Source organism: Arthrobacter sp. 05T47 (assembly GCF_056395825.1).
Genome location: NZ_JBFTKG010000039.1, coordinates 1 through 19,697, shown reverse-complemented (window position 1 = coordinate 19,697; position 19,697 = coordinate 1). Strand labels below are relative to the sequence as shown.

Genomic DNA, 19,697 nt, shown 5'->3' with positions numbered 1-19,697 from the left:
CAACCCGGACGGCCGCTGGGAATTCTCTGGAATTCTCTGGAATGCGCGCGGATGGGCGGCGGCGGGGACGACCGCTACGGTGCCGGCCGCCAGGGTGCTGTCCGCTAGGGTTCCGGGGGCCGCCTGGTCTGCGGATATGGCGTTTCGAACCGGGCGAGCATCTCCACGAACCCGGCGATCTTCTTCTCCCGGGTGGAGGCCTGTTTGACCGAGTTGGTGCGGTAGATCAGGGCAAACCGGTTCACGGACGTCAGGACCTCGAACATTGCCTGCGCCCGGGGCTCCGCCGCGATGGCCGCGGCGAGGTCATCCGGGACTTCCGCCGTCGCGGGGCCCGAATAGGCGGCCTCCCAGCGCCCGTCCGCCTTGGCCGCGGCGACGGCGGCCTGTCCGGCTGGCTCCATCCGCCCCGCCGATTCCAGGCGTTCAATCCGCTCCACGTTCCGCGCGGACCACACGCTCTTGGGTCCCCGCCGGGTCATCCGCTGGAAGGAGCTTTCCTCGTCCCGCCGCCTGCCCTGGCCGTCGATCCAGCCGAAACACAACGCCTCCTGCAGCGCGGCCTCGTAGTCCAGCTCGGTCACCGAGCCGCCCTTCTTGTGCAGCACGAGCCACACGCCGGGACTCTGCGCGTGGTGCTGCTCCAGCCAGGCCCGCCACTGGGCGGCATCCTTCAACAGCAATTCCTCGAGTTCAACAGCCATGGCACCATTGTGCTCCGCGGGGCTGACCGGATGAGTGCTTTGGTGGCACCATGTCTTGTGGAGCCACAACCGTCCTAGCAAGGAGATCCCATGCTGCGCGCCCGCCCGATCCACTACACCTCCCGCATGGACCAGTGGGGACGCCTGCTGTCCGCCCTCGGCATGGTGCGGACGGTCGACGACGGCGACTGGCAGGAGTTCGACGCCGGCTCGGGCCGGCTTGCGCTGCACCGCGTGGTTGCGGGAGCCGTAGCCGCGGGCACCGGAGGACCAGGAAACGCGCAGGACTCAACGACGCTGGACGGCAGGACGGACTTCGGCGTCGAGGTAGGAGACCTTGCGGAGTTCGCGGGCCGCACCAACCTCGCCGGAGAGGAGGACGGGGCCACCCCGGCCGAGCTGGTCACTGCCGAGCACGGCGATACCTGCCGGATCACCGGTGAGGACGGATTCGGTTTCTTCGCGGACAAGGCCGCCCACGGCGCGCAGTGCGCGGACGCCGATCCCGCCCTCGCCGTCGTCGAAGTCTGGTTCACGCCGGACGCTGCCGCCGCCGCCCAAACCCTGCGGAATATGGGCGCCCGGCTGCGCCCGGCCCCGGACGATGACGAAACGGCGGACTTCACGGCGAAGAACGGCGGCGTGCTGATGGTGCGTCCGGCCAGCGGCGCCGCCCGGTCCGGCCTGGGCTTTGAATACACCGGCGACCTCACCGCCCTTCGGGACCGCCTGGCGGACGCGGGCCACCAGGTCAGCCTGACGGAAGAGGCGTTCGGGCGGACCCTGCACGTGGCCAACCCGGACGCGGCCGATCTGCCGGAGAACCCCAACGGCGCGATGCTCTGGATCTCACATAAGCCGGCAGGCGCCTGAGGCTGTTGCTCCGGCGCGGCCCCGGCGGGGAATAGTCGACTCTCTATGGCTCCCCGCCAGATGACAGCCTCGATCTGACTTCTTCCGCTTGAGCAGCAATGGCCCGGCGCTGTTCGCGAGTGAACCTTCTGAGTTGCGTGTCCACGATTGCCCGGCAGGAAAATTCGACCTTGCAGGTAATTTAAGCGCGATGCCTAGCGAGCCCGAGGTCACTCAAATCGACACCAATAGGAGCTTCCGGGGACGATGCAACGCGGTTGCGGTGCCCGTTGACGAGGCTTTCTGCTCGGACCTAGCATGGCGTTGCTGGCCGGTGAAGCTCTTGGTCAAAAGTGGTGTGGAGCTGAAGATGGCGGCTCCGGTGCTCACCGATTTTCGGCGCTCCCCGGTTTGACGATTCCCCGAATTCGGCCAACGGAGGGCATGTTCCCCGGAAACGGGTGCGCGGTATCGGATGCGGTGGCTAGAGCTGGCCGGTGCGGTGTTGAAAGAACCCGCGTCCGCAAAGGGATGGAGCAGCCCGATGAACGCTGAGCACGCTTCGGGACAGGAACGTCCTGGTTTGGTGACGCGTGCGCTGGTCCGCGGCCTGGCTTGGGACGTCGGGATACCGCTGGCCGCCTACTACGTCCTGCACCTGGCCGGTGCCACCGACTGGGCCGCGCTGCTGGCAGCGACGGGAGCCGCTGCCTGCCGGCTGTTGTGGACGGCGTTCAGGGGAAAATCCCTGAACCCGTTTGCGATGCTGATGTTCATCGTCTTCGGGCTCGGTCTGGGCCTGTCTTTCCTCACCGGTGACCCGCGGTTTCTGCTGCTCAAGGACTCGGCTATCACCGGTGGCGTGGGTATTTCGTTCCTGGTTTTGGCCGCTCTGGGACATCCCTTGACTTTGGACGCGGCCAAGACCTGGAGTCCGGAGCGTGCCGGGGAAATGGACCGCGCATTCCATCGCAACCCGGCAGTGCACCGCTGGCACCTGAAGATTTCCGCCGTTTGGGGTGCGGCACTGATTGCTGAAGCCAGCACACGGGCCGTCCTGGTCTATCTGCTGCCTATTGACGTCATGGTGGGGGTTTCCGCGGCTCTGGCAGTTATCGTTTTCGCTGCCCTCATCGCATGGACTGTCCGGGACTGGAAACGACGACAGGCAGCCTGGTCTTCCTGACGGCTCGGTGCCAGCTCATCGGAAGCCCGTTGCCTAACGGAATTCCGCGGGAACTTATGCAATTGCCTGCCGTGGCAGTTGCGCTGTTGGTATTTCCAGATAGTGCCAAGAGTTGGCGATATGGTTGAGCATCGTCAGCCGCACTATCTTGGGGGAAAAATGATACTGGCGCTCACTAATTCGGAAGTAAGTCCGCTGGTGCCGTCCTGGGGCATCATGGGACTCCTGATGATCCTGAACGCAATCGTGTTCATTGCAGCGCTCGTGAGCATTGCGCGCAATAGGACTCACGCCACCGGCGGTACTGTCGTTTGGGCCCTCATCGTTCTTGCGGTACCGGCACTTGGCTCGGTTCTGTGGTTCTTGGTTGGGCGCAGAGAAACATCCGGCCCTCGACGTCGCGATCAAGCTAGATAGCGGGCAGGCGGGACGCAAGACATTCTCGCTCTAGAGACCCCGGAATTTTTCCGTTCATTCAGCTCGACCCGTCGGTGGACCAGCATTATCGATTTGAGCCGATCGACGGCCACAACGAAAGCGAGTTATTGTGGGCATCTTCAGGAAGAAGTCTCCCTTACCGGAAACGCCTGATTCTCACCTCACGTTCTTCACGGCGTCAAGCGCGAACAATTTCCGAACTATCGCGCGCGAAGTCTTTGCCGAGATGGGGCTCGAAGTCGTTATGCACCCCGGTCATGCTGTCGATGACTCCGAACGTGAATTCGGATTGTGGAACGTTGCCGCCGCCTGTCACGACCAGCCCCCGCATGCATGGCGCGGCGCGATACGAGAACACCTTCAACGCGTGCTGACGAGCTTCGATGCACCTGATCCCTTCGACAGCCTTACCCCCACTGATGTACCGAGGCAGACCTTCGCTCGTCTTTACGAAGAAGCGAGCATGCCAGGGATCGACGGTTACCCGCACCGGGAGTTCGCGCCGGGCATCGTCGAGATGCTCGCACTGGATCTCCCGGACACCGTTACAGTTTTCAGTCATAACAACGCGAACAAGTTCGGCGGGTTCGAAGCCCTCAGAACTCGAGGAATGGCGAACCTTCGTCGGTTGGAAGTCGAACAACTCGAAACCCTCCCCGCACAGGGGGGTGGCTCGTTTACTGCCCTGCTAGGCGACTCTGTCTATACGGCGAGCCGAGCTCTCCTTCTTCCCGACTTGGCCTCAGAACTCACCGGAAAACGCGTCCGAGAAGAGTTCGGATGGCTCATGAGCGTCCCAAATCGACACCAAGTCGTTTGGCACATCATCGAAGACGCCACCGTCGTTGGGGCGGTCAACGGAATGGCCCGCTTCGCAGCGATGGGATACAGCGATTCTCCTACCCCGCTGAGTCCGCACGTCTTTTGGTGGGACGGGACAAGCTACGAGCAACTCACCCAAGTGTCCGACGATGGTGGCCTGGCGATACGGGTAAGTCCAGCGTTCCAGGCCGTCCTTGAATCGATAACTGCGGATAGATAGAGAACACCCCGACAAATCTGAGACGCCCGCCGGGCCCGCTATCAGTCCTCCAGCGCCCCGTTGCAGAGCCGGTTCACTACTTCGGTGAGCATTGTCAGGCCTGCGACGATGTCCTCGTCCGTGGTGTATTCGTGCTCGTTGTGGGAGATTCCGTCCACGCTGGGCACGAACAGCATCACCGTCGGGACCAGGTCCTTCATGTTGGTCGAATCGTGCCCGGCCAGGGTCATGACCGGCTTGTTCGCCAGGCCCAGGTCCGCCGCCACCTTCGCCGCGAGCTCGACGCCCTCGGGCTGGTACGGGGTCACGGGCCAGGAGTGGGAGTGGTTGCGTTCCACCGTGACGTTCGCCAGCCGCTCGATCTTTGAAATCCGCTCGTGGAGCAGGGTGTCCGCCGCGGCCAGGACAGTTTCATCGGCGCTGCGCAGATCCAGCAGCAGGCTCACCCGGGACGGCACCACCACCGGCGAGTTCGGGTAGACGTTCAGCTGCCCCACGGAGGTGTGCAGCACGCCGGGGAAGGTGTCGGCGAGTTCCCGGGCGGCGACCACCATCATGGACGCGCCCAGCAGCGCGTCTTTCCGGTCCGCAATCACGGTGGACCCGGTGTGGGCCTGCTCGCCGTGGACCACGAACTCGTATTTGTTGGCCGCCCAGTTGGAGTTCACCAGGCCGATGGTGATGCCTTCGCGCTCCATGCTGCGGCCCTGTTCGATGTGGATTTCGGCGCAATACGCGGCCTCGGGGCCCTCGTAACTGCCGCGGCAGCCGATTGCGTCCAGGGCCTCGCGGACCGAGACGCCGGCCGCGTCCGTGGTGGCCAGCGCGGTCTCGAGATCTAGTTTGCCGGTGTATACGGAGGAGCCCATCATGGACGGCTTGAAGCGGGAGCCTTCCTCGTTGAACCAGTTGACCACCGCGATGTTGAACCGGGGCTGCCCGGCGGGTCCGGCCGCGGTCCACTGCTGCACGAGCCGGAACGCCGCGTGGGCGGCAGCGAGGACGCCGTATGCGCCGTCGTAGCGTCCCGCCGTCGGCTGCGAATCCATGTGGGAGCCAACCACCACGAACGGGGCACCCGGCACGGCCTCGTAGAGGCCCCACTGGTTGCCGGCCCGGTCGAACCGGACGGTGAAGCCCCTGGCCTCCAGCAGGCCCGTGAGCCACTGCCGCTGCTGGCCGTCCGGCACGCTGGCGGCCTGCCGTTCGACGCCGCCGTTCTCGGTCGCGCCGAATTCGCTCATGGTGTGGAAGTCCCGCACGAAGGCTGCGTCGCGGGTGCTGAAAGTGGTCTGTGTGGTCACGGTGTTCCCCTATGAACGGTTGGTAGCTGTGCTGAAGAGTGGACCGGTTGCGGCCGGATCGGCCGCAACCGGGGATGTGGGGCCGGGACTCCGGAACGTGAAGCTCCCCCCGACGGCGGTGGCCAGCACCTTAAGCCCGGCGATGCTGTCCGCGGTGAGCGGGGACCCGGACAGGACCGTGAAGTCGGCCAGCTTGCCTGCGGTCAGCGAGCCTTTGACGTCGGAGGTGCCGGTGGCTGCCGCGGCTCCGGTGGTGTACGCCGCCAGGGCCTGGAGCGGGTTCAGGCGCTCGTCCGGGTTCCCGAACACGGCCCCCGACGCGGTGCGCCGGTCCACGAAGGCCTGCATTCCGCGGAGCACGTTTCCGTCCGCCACGGGACGGTCGGAGCTGCCGGCGAGGGTCACTCCCCCGGCAAGGAACGACGCCGCACGGTAGGCCCACCCGAGCCGGTCCGGGCCGAGGGAGAGCGTCATGCCGTCCCCGCCGTCGGCGAAGAAGCTGGCCTGCGGGGTGACGGCGATGCCTGCGGCGGCCAGCCGTGGCAGCTGCTCCGGCCGGGTCATCGAGGCGTGTTCGATCCTGTTGGGCACCGCCCGCGGGCCGTACTTAGCGGCGCAGCCGGCGATGATGTCGATGGCGAGGTCAACGGCACGGTCGCCGATGGCGTGCGCCGCGATCGACCAGCCGGCGGCGTAGGCAGCCTCGATCTTGGTCCGGAGCGCCTCCGGGTCCGCCTGGAAGTAGCCGGTGTTGCCGGTGTTGTCCGTCCCGCCGTGGCTGCAGTAGTCCTGGCTGACCGCCGCCGTTTCGCCCAGCAGCGACCCGTCCAGGAACACCTTCGCCGGGCCCAGGGACAGGAAGTCGTTGCCAAATCCGCTGGCGATGCCCAGGTCCAGGCCGGCCGGCGCCTTAACCAGGGTGTGCGGTCCGCCGAGCGGGTGCAGCACATCAAGGACCGGCATCAGTTGTGCCCGGGCGTGGAGCCTGCCCGCGGACACCGCGCGCTGGTAGGCGGCCAGCTCCACCGGGCTGTGCCCGATCCAGCCCCCGCCGATCCCGGCCTCGGTGAAACTCGTGATGCCCTCCGCGGCGTAGTGGCGGGTGGCCCGGTCCAGGGCTTCTTCGATCGCCTCGGTGGAGTACGGCAGGATCAGCTGCTGGATCAGCTGCTGCGCGGTCTCCTGGACCAGCCCGGTGGGTCGGCCGCCGGCGTCGCGGACAATCACGCCGCCGTCGGGGTCCGGGAACGACGCCGGTTCGGCGCCGGCCAGCCGGAGCGCGGCGGTGTTGACCACGGCCATGTGGCCGGAATTGTGCCGCATGAACAGCGGCCGGTCTCCCGTGATCCGGTCCAGGACGGTGATGTCCGGAAACTCGCCGCCGTGCTGCGTCTGGCTGAACCCTGTGGCCAGCAGCCAGCCCGGCGCCTGGCCGTCCCCGTCCCCGGACCCGTCAGCGGCGTCGGCTGCCATGCCGGCCTCCAGCAGGGCGTAGAGCTGGTTCAGTCCACGGGCCCCGGAGACGTCCAGTTCGCCGAGGCCCAGCCCGAACCAGGTGGTGTGGCAGTGCGCGTCGATGAACCCGGGCGTCACGGTGGCGCCGGCCAGGTCCAGGACCTCGGCGGCCTCCAGCCCGTCCAGGTCATCGTCCAGGCCCACTATCCGGCCCTGCCAGACTCCCAGCGAGGTGGCATGCGGGCGGCGCTCGTCCATGGTGATGATGTCCGCGTTGCGCAGCAGCAGATCGAGTTTCATGGGATTACCTAGCGGATTTCTCAGCGGTGGGAGGTGGTGACTGACTTGAGGCGCGTGTAGTCCTCCAGGCCAAAGACGGAGAGGTCCTTGCCGGTGCCGGAGTGCTTGAACCCGCCGTGCGGGGCCTCGGCGGGGATCACCTGGTGGCAGTTGATCCAGACAGCGCCGAAGTCGAGTTCGTTGGACACCCGGGTGACCACGCCGTGGTTGTTCGACCAGACGCTGGAGGCCAGCGCGTACTTGGTCCCGTTGGCCAGTTCGACGGCTTCCGCCTCGTCCCGGAAGGGCTGGATGGTGACGACGGGTCCGAAGATTTCCTCGCACACCACCTCGTCGGCCTGGAACACCCCGTCGATCACGGTGGGTTCGAAATGGAAGCCGGTGCCTGTCCGCTTGCCTCCGGCGAGGACCCTGGCGTTCGCGGGGAGCCGGGACATGAAGCCCTCCACCCGGTCCAGCTGGGCGGCGCTGTTCAGCGGGCCCAGGTCGGCGGTGTCGCCGCCGACCTTGAGCGCTGCGGCGGCCGCGGCCAGCGCGGCGCCGAACTCGGCGTGGATCGGTTCCTCCACCAGCACGCGGGTCACGGCGGTGCAGTCCTGCCCGGCGTTGAAGAACGCACCGAGCGCGATCTCCCTGGCCGCCTGGTCGACGTCGGTGTCGGCGAAGACGATCGCCGGGGCCTTGCCGCCGAGTTCCAGGTGGACGTCCTTGAGGGTCTTCGACGCCGCGGACATCACCTGCGCCCCGGCCCGGGTGGAGCCGGTGATGGACACCATTTCCGGTATCTCGTGATCCACCATGGCGGCGCCGGTCCCGCGGCCGCCGCAGATGACGTTCACGACGCCGGCCGGGTAGGCCTCCTGCGCCAACTCGCCCAGGATCAGGGTGGACCAGGGGGTGGTGTCCGCGGGCTTCAGGACCAGGGTGTTGCCCGCGGCGAGCGCGGGACCAATCTTCCAGATGGCCATCATGAACGGGTAGTTCCACGGGGTGATCTGGGCGACCACGCCGAGGGGCTCGCGCCGGACGGTCGAGGAAAAGCCGCGGACGTATTCGGTCTGCGCCGTCCCGGAGACCACGCGGCAGGCGCCGGCGAAGAAGCGCAACTGGTCGGCGCCGCGGAGGATCTCGATCTCGCGGGTGACCTCGCGGGGCTTGCCCGTGCAGGCCACCTCGGCGTCCAGGAGCCTGTCCACGTTGGCCTCGATGAGGTCGGCGAGGGTGAGCATCATGGCCTGGCGTTCGGCCGGGGTGGTCCGCTTGTAGTCCTTGAAGGCGGCTTGGGCGGCCTGGAAAGCCCGGTCCACGGTGGCGGCGTCGCTGTCCGGGGCGGTGCCGAGCTGGACTCCGGTGGCGGGGTCGAAGAACGGCAGGGTGGCCTCGGCCGAGCCGTCCGCGACTGTTCCGTCCGCGGCGCGGCCTTGGACGATCTCGCCGTTGATGATGTTGTGCAGGGTGATCATGGCGGGCTCCGGTCAGTTGCTGGCGGTCTTGGGTGAGCGGGTGGCAGGGTCCTGCGGGAGGTGCAGGACCGCCGGCAGTCCGGAGTCGACGGCGCGGCGGAAGGCTGCGCCGAAGTCCTCGGCCTTCTCCACGCGCTCGCCGTAGCCGCCGTAGGACCGGGCCAGTGCGGCGAAGTCCGGGTTGGTCATGTGGGTGCCCGACGGGCGGCCCGGGTAATGGCCTTCCTGGTGTTCGCGGATGGTGGCGAAGATGCCGTTGTCCACAACCAGGGCTATGAACTTCCCGCCGTGGCCCATGGCGGTGGCGATTTCCTGGCCGTTCATCATGAAGCAGCCATCGCCTGCCACGGAGATCACCTGGCGGCCGGGGTAGGCCAGGGACGCGGCCACAGCGGCCGGGATCCCCATGCCCATGGCGCCGTTGCGGGGCGCGGCGAGCGAGTTCGCGGTGGTGTGCTTGAGGTAGCGGGCCGGCCACAGCGAGTGGTTCCCGGCCCCGTAGGTGATCACGGCGTCGTGGTCCATTTCCTGCTTGAGGATTTCCATTACGACGGCGAGGTCCACGCCGGTGCCCCCGTCCGGCTGTGCGGACGAGAACTTCTCGTAGTCTGCGCGGGCCGCGGCCAGCCAGCCGGCCGCCGGTTCCACCGCGGATTCCGTGCCGGCGAGTGCCGTGGCGAAGGATGCGACGTGGGCCGGAATGTGCTGGTCCAGCCGGCCGAAGTGGCCCAGCAGGTCGGCGCCGGGGTGGACGACGACGGTGACGGCATCCAGTCCGCGCTTGTAGCCGTCGGAGAGGACGTCGGCGCGGACGCAGCCGACGAACAGCAGCAGGTCGGCCTCGTCGAGGCGGCGGGCGTTGGCGTCGCTGCGGGCGTAGCCGAGGTAGCCGGCGTAGGAGTCGCTGGAGTGCGGGACGGCGTCGTAGGCGCGGAAGTCCGCAAGCACGGGGACGCCGTGCCGGGAGGCCCAGCCGGCCAGCGCGTCGGAGGATGCCTGGTCCCAGCCTTCGCCGCCCACCACGATCAGGGGCTTCCTGGCCGCGGCCAGCTTCGTTTCGAGGCCGGCGAGGTCCGCCGCCGCCGGTTCGGTCCGGGCGACGGTGCGGGGCTCGACGGTTCCGGACTCGATGGCGTGGACCAGCACGTCTTCGGGCAGGCCGATCACCACTGGACCCGGCCGGCCGCTGAGGGCCGTGAAGATCGCGTCATCCACCACGCGGGCGGCGGAGGCGGCGTCGTCGAGCGTCACCACCTTCTTGGCGGTGCTGCCGAACCAGGCGTTGATGTCGAATTCCTGGAACGACTCCCGGCCGCGGTCCGCCACCGGGATGAGGCCGACGAACAGGATCATCGGGGTGGCGTCCTGGTGCGCGGTGTGGACGGCGATGAACGCGTTGGCGGCGCCGGGACCGCGGGTCACCATGGCCACGCCCGGAAGTTCGGTCAGCCGGCCTTCGGCGAGGGCCATGAACCCGGCGCCGCCTTCGTGGCGGGTCACCACGGTTTCGATCGAGGAGCCGTGCAGGCCGTCCAGCACATCCAGGAAGCTCTCGCCGGGGACGCCGTAGACGCGCTGGATGCCGGCCCGTTCCAGCTGGGCAACAATCAGGTGCCCTGCGGTTGTTGTGGTGCTCAATGCTTCATTCCCTTTTCTTCAATGCTCAGCGCGGGGAGGAAAATGCCGGACAGTGCGGTCAGCACGGACACCACCAGCAAGATGATGGCGCCGGGCCAGAACGAGTTGCCGTTGGCGGCGACGAGGGCCGTGGCGATCAGCGGCACGAAGCCGGAGATGACGCCGGCGCTGTTGGAGGTGATGGCGACGCCGGTGTAGCGGACCTTGGTGGCGAAGAGTGCGGTCAGGGCCGTTCCGGACACCGCGTACGGGATGGACAGGGTGGACACGCCAACGATCATGGCCAGGACGACCAGGACGGGGTTGGCGGTGTCGATGGCGAGGAAGACGGGTATGGCGATGACGGCCGAGGCGATGCCGCCCCAGAGGATGACCTTGCTGGCGCCGAACTTCTCGCCCATGCGCCCGGCCCAGATCAGGGCGAAGATTTCCACGACGGCGGCCAGCAGCGAGCCGAGCAGCAGCGTTTCGGAGGGCATCTTGAGCACCTTGGTGCCGTAGAACACCACGAAGCTGGTGATGAGGTAGAAACCGCCGATGCCCAGCAACGCGGAGCACATGCCTACCAGGATCTGGCGCCAGCTCTTGGTCAGGACGCCGCGGATGGGGGCGTGCTCGGTCTCGCCGGACTCCATGAGGGCTTCGAATTCCGGGGACTCGCTGAGCTTGCTGCGGATCCACATCGAGACGGCCAGCAGCGGGATCGCCGCGATGAACGGGATGCGCCAGCCCCAGGCGTCGAAGTTGGCCTGGCCCACCAGGTAAAGCATTCCGAAGAACCCGCCCGAGGACAGGATGGTGCCGATCGGCGAGCCGAGCTGCGGGAGGGCGGCGTAGCGGGCGCGCTTGGCGACCGGGGCGTTTTCGACGGCGATGATTACCGCGCCGCTCCACTCGCCGCCGACGGCGAGGCCCTGCAGGATGCGCAGCGCGACCAGCAGGATGGGGGCTGCGACGCCGATCGCCATGTAGTTCGGCAGCAGGCCGATGAGCCCGGTCACGAGGCCGATGCCCACGATGGTGACCATGAGGATCTTCTTCCGGCCCACCTTGTCGCCCAGGGCTCCGAAGATGAAGCCGCCGATCGGGCGGGCCACGAAGCCCACGGCCAGAGTGGCGAAGGAGCTCATGGCCGCGACGAACGGGTCCTGCGACACGAAGTACTGCGCGTTGAACACCAGCGCCGCGGCGGTGGTGAACAGGAAGAAGTCGTACCACTCCAGCGCCGTCCCGACGAGGGCCGCGAGGGCGACTTTCTTGGCCACGCTCTCATCGACAACCCCGGGTAACTGCGGGCTGGCGATGGTGGTGGCGTTGCTTGCGCTGCTTGCCATGATTTACTCCAAATAAATGTGACTGGTCGGCGGCGGTCCCGTGCGGTCATCCCCTTGGCCAGCGACGATTCCGGCCGAGACGATGCGGGCGGGACGCCTCCGGCGGGTGTGATTGGGCTCACCCCTGGTGCGTCATTCCATTCTGCCAGTAGATTTTCCCAAAATGACTAGCAGTGCGCCACGCATTACAGCCTCTAGAATGTGAGAATGCACAATTTTGAATCGCCGGGGGATGCGTTCCGCTGGAGTGAACTCGTGGACCAGCTGGAAGGACGGCTGGACATCCTGGCCCAGGCTTTCACGGCCCGGGTCCGGCAAATCCCGGAGTACGGCGAAAGCCAGGTGACCGTCCTGGAAATCCGGGACACGGCACGGGAAACGTTCCGCCGGCTGATCCACGGCCTCCGGGGACCGGCGGAAACGGCGCGGGACGGGCTGCTCGACTTTGCCTCGGACCTCGGGTCCAAGCGGGCCCGGGCCGGGATCCCGCCGGAATCCCTGACCTCGGCGGTGCGGCTGGATTTCAGCATCCTCTGGGCCGACCTCCTGGAGATCGCCGCGCCCCAGGACGCAGGCCTGCTCGCCTCCCGGGTGGACCTGGTGTGGCGGGTCGTCGACGAATTCGCCACCCGGACCCACATGAGTTACCTGACCGAGCGCGTGCGCATGGCCCAGGAAGAGTCCAGCATCCAGCACGAATTCATCGCCCGGCTGTTCAACCAGAGCACGCCGTCCGCCGAAACGTCGTCGCAGGTGGGCGCCGCCCTGGGCATCGGGCCCGAGGTCCGCTGCGGCCTGGTGGCGGCCAGCGGCGAGGCCGGGGCCCGCCTTCATGCGGCCGCGACCCAGTTCGGCGCCGCCCAGCGCCGCCAAAAGATCTTCCTGCACGAATCCGGCGGAAACACCTACCTCTTTTGGCCGCTGCTGTCGGGGCCGCCGGCCGCGGGCAGGTCCCGGGATGCGCGAAGCGCGCCGCAACTGCCGCCGCTCGTGGCCGATATTCCCTGCGGCTACGTCCCCCAGGTGCACGGACTGCGCGGCCTCCCCGCCGCGGCCCGCACCGCGGAGAGCCTCGCTGCGCTGCTTCGCCCGGGCGACGCCGGACCCCTTTCCGCCGACGCCGCGTGGAGCCGGCTGGCCCAGCAAAACCTCCAGGACGCCGGGCTGGACCTCGCCGCCCAGCTGGAGGAATCGCTGGAGGAATGCCGCGGCGGGGAACGGGAACGGCTCAGGGAAACGGTGCAGCACTACCTCTCCACCGGGAACATCACCGCCACGGCGGAGCAGCTGTTCTGCCACCGGAACACCATCCTGAACCGGCTCAACCGCTTCCAGGAACTGACAGGAATCGACCTGACCATCCCGGCCCAGGCAGCACGGCTGGTGGTCGCCTGGGCGTAAGGGTTGTGTGAACACACACTTCGGGGCCTTTATTGGTGGGGTTTTCGCCATTGAGCTGTGATCACCAACACAGAATAGTTGGCTACTACCTTGCACTGGACATTCGTCCCCGCACCCCCATCAGGAGATATTGATGGCTCAATCGGTAGAAACCACCTCCCTCGCGGCTGCCCGCCTGGACCTGGCCAAAATGCGCAAAATCGCCCTCGCCAGCGTCATCGGCACCACCGTCGAGTGGTACGACCTCTTTGTATTCGGCACCGCCTCCGCCCTGGTGTTCAATAAGATCTTCTTCCCCAGCTTCGACCCCATCGTGGGCACCATGCTCGCCTTCGGAACCTTCGCCTCCGCCTACATCGCACGCATGGTCGGCGCCATCATCTTCGGTCACTTCGGGGACCGGCTGGGCCGCAAATCCATGCTCCTGATTTCCCTGCTGACCATGGGCGCCGCCACCTTCGCCATCGGCCTGCTGCCGGACTACAACAGCATTGGGATCATGGCTCCGCTGCTGCTGCTCTTCCTGCGCGTCATCCAGGGCCTGGCCCTCGGCGGCGAATGGGGCGGCGCCGTGCTGATGACGGTGGAGCATGCTCCGGCCTCCAAGCGCGGGTTCTACGGCTCACTGGTCCAGGTGGGTGTGCCCGCCGGAACCCTGATCGCCAACGTCGCGTTCCTCATTGTCGCCTCGAGCGTCAGCAGCGAAGCCCTCCTCAGCTGGGGCTGGCGCATCCCGTTCCTGGCCTCCGCCCTGCTTGTGGCCGTGGGCATCTACATCCGGCTGCACATCGAGGAAACCCCGTCCTTCCAGGCGGTCAAGGACGCAGGCGCCAAGGCCAAGCTGCCCTTCGCAGCCCTCATGGCCAAGTACTGGAAGCAGGTCATCCTCGGCGGCGTCGCCACCCTGTCCACCGGCAGCACCTTCACCCTGCTGGTCGCCTCCGGTGTCTCCTACGGCAAGAAGGAACTGGGCCACTCGGAGGCCCTCATGCTGTGGGTGGTCCTGGCCGCCTGCGCCCTGTGCTTTGTCCTGATCCCCTTCTTCGGCCGGCTCTCTGACAAGCATGGCCGCAAGCCGATCATCTACGCCGGCGTGGCCGCCGAGGCTGCCCTGGCGTTCCCGATGTTCTGGCTCATGGACACCAAGTCCGTGCCGCTGCTGTTCGTCGCCTACCTCGCCATGATGACGGCCTTCGCCGCCAACTACGGGCCCATCGCCACGTTCCTCGCCGAGCTCTTCGGTTCCAAGGTCCGCTACTCCGGGCTGTCCGTGGCCTACATGCTCTCCGGGCTCCTCGGCAGCGCCGCCACTCCGTTCATCACCACCTGGCTGCTCGGCATGACCCACCAGAGTTCCTCCATCGCCTGGTACATCATGGCCGCCGCCCTCGTCTCGCTGGGAGCCTTGTTTGTCCTGACCGAAACCCGGCACGGCAACATCGACGCCGTCGACTCCGCCCCCACGGACACAGCCACCGACGCAGCCACTCACTCCTCCGCCGACGCAGTGGCCGCCAAATGAGCGTTCCGCAGGAAGTTCTTCCCGCTGATCTGTCCGCTGATCTTCCGGTAGACGGGGCCGTCCGCCGGATCGCCCAGATCCCGGGCGGCGCGGCCGCCGTCGGGCCGTTCTCCCAGGCTGTGGCCGCCAACGGTTTCGTGTTCACCGCCGGCCAGATTCCCGCGATCAGCGGCCTGGATGACCAGCCGGACACGTTCGAGGACCAGGTGCGCCAGACCATCATCAACCTCCGGTCCGTGCTTGAGGAGGCCGGATCCGGCCTGGAACACGTGGTCAAGGTCAACGGCTACCTCACGGATCCCGACCAGCTCGAGCCCTACAACCGGGTCTACTCCGAGTTCTTCGGCACCGCCAAGCCGGCGCGGACCACCGTCTGCGTCAGCCTGTGGGGCGTCGCGCTGGAAATCGAATGCGTGGCCGTGATTGCCCGCACGACGACGCGGGAGGCTGAGTGAGCGCCGTCAGCACAGTGAGCGGGGCGCTAGCCGAGGGGCTCGCCGCCGTCAGCTACCCGACAATCGGGCACTTCCTGGAGGAAGGATTCGCGGATCCGGCCATCCGGTCGCTGCTCGAGGGCGTCAAGGTGGCAGGCCCCGCGGTCACGGTGCGGATCGCGGATAACGACGCCTACGCGATGAACCGCGCCCTCCTTGAGCTGTACCCGGGCGCCGTGCTGGTGGTGGACATGTCCGGTGACCACCGGCACGCACCGGTGGGCGCGGTCACCGCGGCAGCGGCCAGCGCGCAAGGCGCGGCCGGCGTCGTCGTCGACGGCGTGGCCACCGACATCCTGGAGCTCCGCGCCACCGGCCTGCCGGTCTTCGCCCGCGGAACCTCGTGCCTGACCACCAAAAGGGTCCGCAGCGGCGGCTCCGCCGTGAACGTCCCGGTGCAGTGCGGCGGCGTCGAAGTCAATCCGGGCGACTGGGTGCTCGGGGACGACAACGGCGTGATCGTCCTGTCCCCCGACGCCGCGGCCGCGGTCCTGGGCCAGGCACTGGCCTCCGATGCCGCCGAACCGGCGCTGCTGGCACGGATCGCGGCCGGCGAGCCGCTGGAATCGGTGCTGGCGATCTGAGTGACGGAACCGGGTTCGGGTCGGGGATGGGGTAGAACTTAACCATGAACGTGCGCACCCCTGACCCGAATCCCGGCTGGCTCTCCGACGACGACCTGTTCGAAGCCCGTGGCCGGCTGCCGATGGTCTATGTCGAGGCTGTTCCGGTCCGGCTGGACCCGCTCGGGTTCGTGAACGAGGTCGGCACCCTCCTGCAGGCCGACGAGGACGGCACCATGGTCCGTTCCCTGGTGTCCGGCCGCGTTCTCTACCGCGAGACCATCCGCGCCGCGCTCCTCCGCCACATGGAGAAGGACCTGGGCCCGCTGGCCTTCCCGCAGCTGCCGGTCAGCCCGGTGCCGTTTACGGTGGCCGAGTACTTCCCGTCGCCGTCCCATACCGGCTTCACGGACGACCGCCAGCACGCCGTCTCCCTGGCGTACGTCATTCCCGTCACGGGTGATTGCTCCCCGCGGCAGGACGCCCTCGAGCTGACGTGGATGACCCCACAGGAGGTCATGAGCTCGGACGTGCAGCTCGAATTCAGCGGCGGCCGCGGGGCCCTGATCCGGCAGGCGCTGGCCTTCGCGGGCGTCGGCAACTAGCCGGCTCCTTTGGGTCCGGCGACGGCCGGGACGCTCGGGGGCTCCGCTGCGTCCCCGACTTCACGCACCCGATTTTGTAGACTGTTGGGCGGACCGCAAGAGAACTTTAAGGACTCCCGATGACCCACCCCCCAGCCTCCCGGAACTACAGTGAACAGCAGGCTGGCTCTCTGCAGGCCGGCGACCACCTGATCCTGCCCGACGGAGACCGCTCCGCCGAGGTCCAGCGCGTGGACGTCGAAGCCGACGATTTCGGCACTCCCGCAATGGTCCTGGCGACCCTCAGCGGCGGCGGCATGCTGCGGATCGCGGCAGGGTCCACGATCCGGCTCGCGGCGGATGCCGAGCCGGGCATCGCAGTTATATCCGACGGCGCTTCCGACGGCGGTGCTTCTGACGGCGGCGACGATCGGGCGTCCGGGCAGTCCTCCGAGCCGGAAGGTGAGGCACTTGACGCGGCCGCCGTCGTCGTTCCTCCGCTGCCGGTTGCACCGCCCGCGGTGAGCCAGCCCAGCGAGGCGGACCTGGCGCTCATCCCGGCCCCGGAGGGCACGCCGGAGTCTGTGGTGGAGGCCGTGGCCGAGGCCCATCCCGGCTCCGTCGGTGTCCAGCTGCTCGGCGAACGGCTCGCCAAGGGCATCAACACCAAGTCCGGAAGCTGCCTGAAGGACCTCAGCGACCTCGCGCACGAGCTCTTCATCATCCTCAAGGACGCCGAGAACGCCCTGGCGGTAGCCGACCTCCTCAACGTCCTGCCGTTCGACGGCAACCCCGACCGCTGGGCCTCGGTGGAGTCAACCCTGGCGCTGTCCAGCTACATCTGCGGCCAGCTCGGGCAGGACCAGCGCGCCGGGATCTACGAGAAACTCCTCCGCGCGCCCGAGGACATGGAAATGGACCCGTTCAAGGCCAGGATCAACGCCAAGGTCCGGCAGCGCTCGCTCAACGAGCCCAACCTGTACGACAAGGAAATCTTCCGCTCGATCGACAACGCGAACCCGGACGCGGAACGCGAATGGCGGCTGCTGCGGCTTGAGGCACTCCTGTTCCTGCGCGCGCATGGCGGCTCCGAAACCATCGGCGCCACCGAGCTGGACCGCCGGATCGGCAACGAACTCGAGTCGGTCCGCGCCTGAAGCCGGTCCCCCGCCCGTTGGGGCCCTCCGTGGATGGCCCTACCCGTTCGGGGCCCGGGCGTTGTAGATTCACCCCATGACGAACAATCTGAGCGTTGTAATTAATTCTGACGCGCAGCAAGTTTGGACCATGCTGCGCGAACCCGCCCTGATCGCCCAATGGCACGGCTGGGTGGCCGATGACCAAGAGGCCGAAATCAAGGAAATCTACTTCGGCCCCAATGTGGTCGAAGGCGCAGACCACACCTCCCTGGTGGTCGACGGCGGAGACGTCTTTACCTTGAAACCCGTCCCCACGGGCACGGAAGTCAGCGTCACCCGGGCGGCGATCGACCACAATTCCGAGTGGGCGGCCTGGGATGAGGACATCACCCAGGGCTGGCTGACCTTCCTGCACCAGTTGCGCTTTGCCCTGGAACGGCACCCGCACAGCAAGCGCCGGACCTTTTTCTTCTCCGTGCCCGGCACCGGCGGTTCCGCAATAGAAAAACTCGGGCTCAGCGACGTCCCGGCGCCCGGGGACGCGTATTCGCTCACCCTGCCCACGGGCGAGGAGCTCTCCGGCAAGGTGTGGTTCCGCAGCAACCACCAGGTCGGCCTGACGGTGCACCACTACGCCGAGCACGGAGAGGGGCTGCTGATCGTGGCGGACCAGCCCGCCATCGCTGATGTCCGGCCCGACGGCGGATCCCTCGCGATCGTCTCCACCTACGACCTCGGGGCCCACCAGCTGGAGGCGGTCCGCAATTACTGGGACAAGTGGCGGGCTGAGAACTACCCCACATCGGATCCCGTCCACTAAGGCAAGGGCAGCGTTAGCTGGCACACTTGAACCGTGCCAGCCAATCCTGACTCTTCGTCTCTGCCCGAGTCCTTGCCCGCGTCTCTGCCCGGGTCTCTGCCCGGGTCTCTGCCCGGGTCTTCGCCCGCGCCTGCCCGGCAGTCCGAGTTTTCCTTCCGCGTGGGCAAGCGCCTGAGCGAGACGTGCCCGCCGTCGTCCGCGCAGGTAGCCGGAAACGGCGGTGAATTCCTGGGCCGGACCGGCACCATCGCCACCCCGCACGGGGAGATCCAGACCCCGGCGTTCATCGCGGTCGGCACCAAGGCGACGGTCAAATCCGTGCTGCCGGAATCCATCGCCGATCTCGGCGCGCAGGCCGTGCTGGCCAACGCCTACCACCTGTACCTGCAGCCGGGCGCGGACATCCTGGACGAGGCCGGCGGGCTGGGCGCGTTCATGAACTGGCGCGGGCCCACGTTCACGGATTCCGGCGGTTTCCAGGTGATGAGCCTGGGCTCGGGGTTCAAAAAAGTCATCGACATGAAATCGGTAGACAGCTCAGGACCCGACGACGCCGTAGCCCCCGGCAAGGAACGCCTGGCCCACGTGGACGAGGAAGGCGTGTGGTTCAAGAGCCACCTCAACGGCGACCGGCACCGCTTCAGCCCCGAGATCTCCATGAATGTCCAGCACCAGATCGGCGCGGACATCATGTTCGCGTTCGATGAGCTGACCACGCTGCAGAACTCCCGCGGCTACCAGGAGGAGTCCCTGGAACGGACCAGGCGCTGGGCCGAACGCTGCATCACCGAGCACTTCCGGCTCACGGACGAGCGCGCCGGAAAGCCCTACCAGGCCCTGTTCGGGGTGATCCAGGGTGCCCAGTACGAGGATCTGCGCCGCAAGGCGTGCCGCGATCTCGGCGCCATGAACTTCGACGGCTTCGGCATCGGCGGGGCACTGGAGAAAGAGAACCTCGGCACGATCGTGCGCTGGTGCAACGAGGAGCTGCCGGAGAACAAGCCGCGGCACCTTCTGGGCATCTCCGAACCGGACGACATTTTCACCGCCATCGAGAACGGCGCGGACACGTTCGACTGCGTCTCCCCCACCCGGGTGGCCCGCAACTCGGCGTTCTACCACCCCACCGGCCGSTACAACCTCTCCGGTGCCAAGTACAAGCGCGACTTCGGCCCGYTGCAGGAMGGCTGCGACTGCTACGCCTGCCTGAACTACTCSCGGGCCTACATCCACCACCTGTTCAAGGCCAAGGAGATGGTCTCGGCCACCCTGATCTCGATCCACAACGAGCGCTTCGTGGTGAAGATGGTCGACGACGCCCGGCTCGCCATCGAGGCCGGCGACTTCTTCGAGTTCAAGGCCGAAACCCTGGGCCGCTACTACTCGTAGGGTCGTCCCGCCGTCGGGCCGTCCCGCGTCCCGCCGTCGACCCGTCCCGCCTCGTCCCGCCGTCGAGGG

18 protein-coding genes are annotated in these 19,697 nt (G+C 67.3%); 12 read left to right on the top strand and 6 right to left on the bottom strand.

Annotation, left to right across the window (positions count from 1 at the left end):
- Positions 1 to 104: 104 nt before the first annotated feature.
- Complete coding sequence (locus tag AC1DEY_RS19765) at positions 105 to 704, bottom strand: YdeI/OmpD-associated family protein (RefSeq protein WP_476869461.1); 600 nt, start codon at positions 702 to 704, stop codon at positions 105 to 107.
- 90 nt (positions 705 to 794) lie between these two features.
- Between AC1DEY_RS19765 and AC1DEY_RS19760 the strand changes: the two genes are divergently transcribed.
- From AC1DEY_RS19760 to AC1DEY_RS19745, 4 genes are all read left to right on the top strand, one after another.
- Positions 795 to 1,577 (top strand): VOC family protein, encoded by a 783-nt coding sequence (locus tag AC1DEY_RS19760; protein ID WP_476869460.1) that lies wholly within the window; start codon positions 795 to 797, stop codon positions 1,575 to 1,577.
- Between the two features lie 523 nt (positions 1,578 to 2,100).
- Entirely contained in the window at positions 2,101 to 2,742 is a 642-nt protein-coding gene (locus AC1DEY_RS19755; protein ID WP_476869459.1) for a VC0807 family protein, read from the top strand.
- 120 nt (positions 2,743 to 2,862) lie between these two features.
- A complete protein-coding gene (locus AC1DEY_RS19750) occupies positions 2,863 to 3,159 on the top strand; it encodes a PLD nuclease N-terminal domain-containing protein (RefSeq protein ID WP_476869458.1) in 297 nt (98 codons plus the stop codon).
- Positions 3,160 to 3,289: 130 nt separating this feature from the next.
- The gene (locus AC1DEY_RS19745; protein ID WP_476869457.1) at positions 3,290 to 4,222 is read left to right on the top strand and encodes a DUF1444 domain-containing protein; all 933 of its coding nucleotides are present in this window, start codon (positions 3,290 to 3,292) and stop codon (positions 4,220 to 4,222) included.
- 41 nt (positions 4,223 to 4,263) lie between these two features.
- On the opposite strand, the gene AC1DEY_RS19740 is transcribed toward AC1DEY_RS19745, so the two are convergent.
- Genes AC1DEY_RS19740 through AC1DEY_RS19720 form a run of 5 tightly spaced genes read right to left on the bottom strand, consistent with a single transcriptional unit; the run spans position 4,264 to position 11,716 of the window.
- Positions 4,264 to 5,526, bottom strand: coding sequence for a M20 family metallo-hydrolase (locus tag AC1DEY_RS19740; protein WP_476869456.1), 1,263 nt, complete (start codon positions 5,524 to 5,526; stop codon positions 4,264 to 4,266).
- A 9-nt stretch (positions 5,527 to 5,535) separates the two neighbouring features.
- Positions 5,536 to 7,281: an amidohydrolase gene (locus AC1DEY_RS19735; protein WP_476869455.1), complete on the bottom strand. Its 1,746-nt coding sequence runs from the start codon at positions 7,279 to 7,281 to the stop codon at positions 5,536 to 5,538.
- A gap of 20 nt (positions 7,282 to 7,301) precedes the next feature.
- Positions 7,302 to 8,744: a gamma-aminobutyraldehyde dehydrogenase gene (locus AC1DEY_RS19730; RefSeq protein WP_476869454.1), complete on the bottom strand. Its 1,443-nt coding sequence runs from the start codon at positions 8,742 to 8,744 to the stop codon at positions 7,302 to 7,304.
- Positions 8,745 to 8,756: 12 nt separating this feature from the next.
- The gene (locus AC1DEY_RS19725) at positions 8,757 to 10,382 is read right to left on the bottom strand and encodes a thiamine pyrophosphate-dependent enzyme (RefSeq protein WP_476869453.1); all 1,626 of its coding nucleotides are present in this window, start codon (positions 10,380 to 10,382) and stop codon (positions 8,757 to 8,759) included.
- On the bottom strand, positions 10,379 to 11,716 hold the full coding sequence (locus tag AC1DEY_RS19720; RefSeq protein ID WP_476869452.1) for an MFS transporter: 1,338 nt from the start codon (positions 11,714 to 11,716) through the stop codon (positions 10,379 to 10,381). The genes AC1DEY_RS19725 and AC1DEY_RS19720 overlap by 4 nt, the downstream gene beginning before the upstream one ends.
- A 207-nt stretch (positions 11,717 to 11,923) precedes the next feature.
- Between AC1DEY_RS19720 and AC1DEY_RS19715 the strand changes: the two genes are divergently transcribed.
- The 8 genes from AC1DEY_RS19715 (at position 11,924) to tgt (ending at position 19,628) form a co-directional block, all read left to right on the top strand.
- Positions 11,924 to 13,117 (top strand): PucR family transcriptional regulator, encoded by a 1,194-nt coding sequence (locus tag AC1DEY_RS19715; RefSeq protein WP_476869451.1) that lies wholly within the window; start codon positions 11,924 to 11,926, stop codon positions 13,115 to 13,117.
- Between the two features lie 133 nt (positions 13,118 to 13,250).
- Positions 13,251 to 14,639 (top strand): MFS transporter, encoded by a 1,389-nt coding sequence (locus AC1DEY_RS19710; RefSeq protein ID WP_476869450.1) that lies wholly within the window; start codon positions 13,251 to 13,253, stop codon positions 14,637 to 14,639.
- On the top strand, positions 14,636 to 15,094 hold the full coding sequence (locus tag AC1DEY_RS19705; RefSeq protein WP_476869449.1) for a RidA family protein: 459 nt from the start codon (positions 14,636 to 14,638) through the stop codon (positions 15,092 to 15,094). The genes AC1DEY_RS19710 and AC1DEY_RS19705 overlap by 4 nt, the downstream gene beginning before the upstream one ends.
- A complete protein-coding gene (locus tag AC1DEY_RS19700; protein WP_476869448.1) occupies positions 15,091 to 15,717 on the top strand; it encodes an RraA family protein in 627 nt (208 codons plus the stop codon). The genes AC1DEY_RS19705 and AC1DEY_RS19700 overlap by 4 nt, the downstream gene beginning before the upstream one ends.
- A gap of 44 nt (positions 15,718 to 15,761) precedes the next feature.
- Positions 15,762 to 16,301 (top strand): NUDIX hydrolase family protein, encoded by a 540-nt coding sequence (locus AC1DEY_RS19695; RefSeq protein WP_441407989.1) that lies wholly within the window; start codon positions 15,762 to 15,764, stop codon positions 16,299 to 16,301.
- A gap of 119 nt (positions 16,302 to 16,420) precedes the next feature.
- Positions 16,421 to 17,437: a DUF6707 family protein gene (locus tag AC1DEY_RS19690; protein ID WP_476869447.1), complete on the top strand. Its 1,017-nt coding sequence runs from the start codon at positions 16,421 to 16,423 to the stop codon at positions 17,435 to 17,437.
- A gap of 76 nt (positions 17,438 to 17,513) precedes the next feature.
- On the top strand, positions 17,514 to 18,239 hold the full coding sequence (locus tag AC1DEY_RS19685) for an SRPBCC family protein (protein WP_476869446.1): 726 nt from the start codon (positions 17,514 to 17,516) through the stop codon (positions 18,237 to 18,239).
- 84 nt (positions 18,240 to 18,323) lie between these two features.
- On the top strand, positions 18,324 to 19,628 hold the full coding sequence (gene tgt, locus AC1DEY_RS19680; RefSeq protein ID WP_476869473.1) for a tRNA guanosine(34) transglycosylase Tgt: 1,305 nt from the start codon (positions 18,324 to 18,326) through the stop codon (positions 19,626 to 19,628).
- Positions 19,629 to 19,697 lie beyond the last annotated feature (69 nt).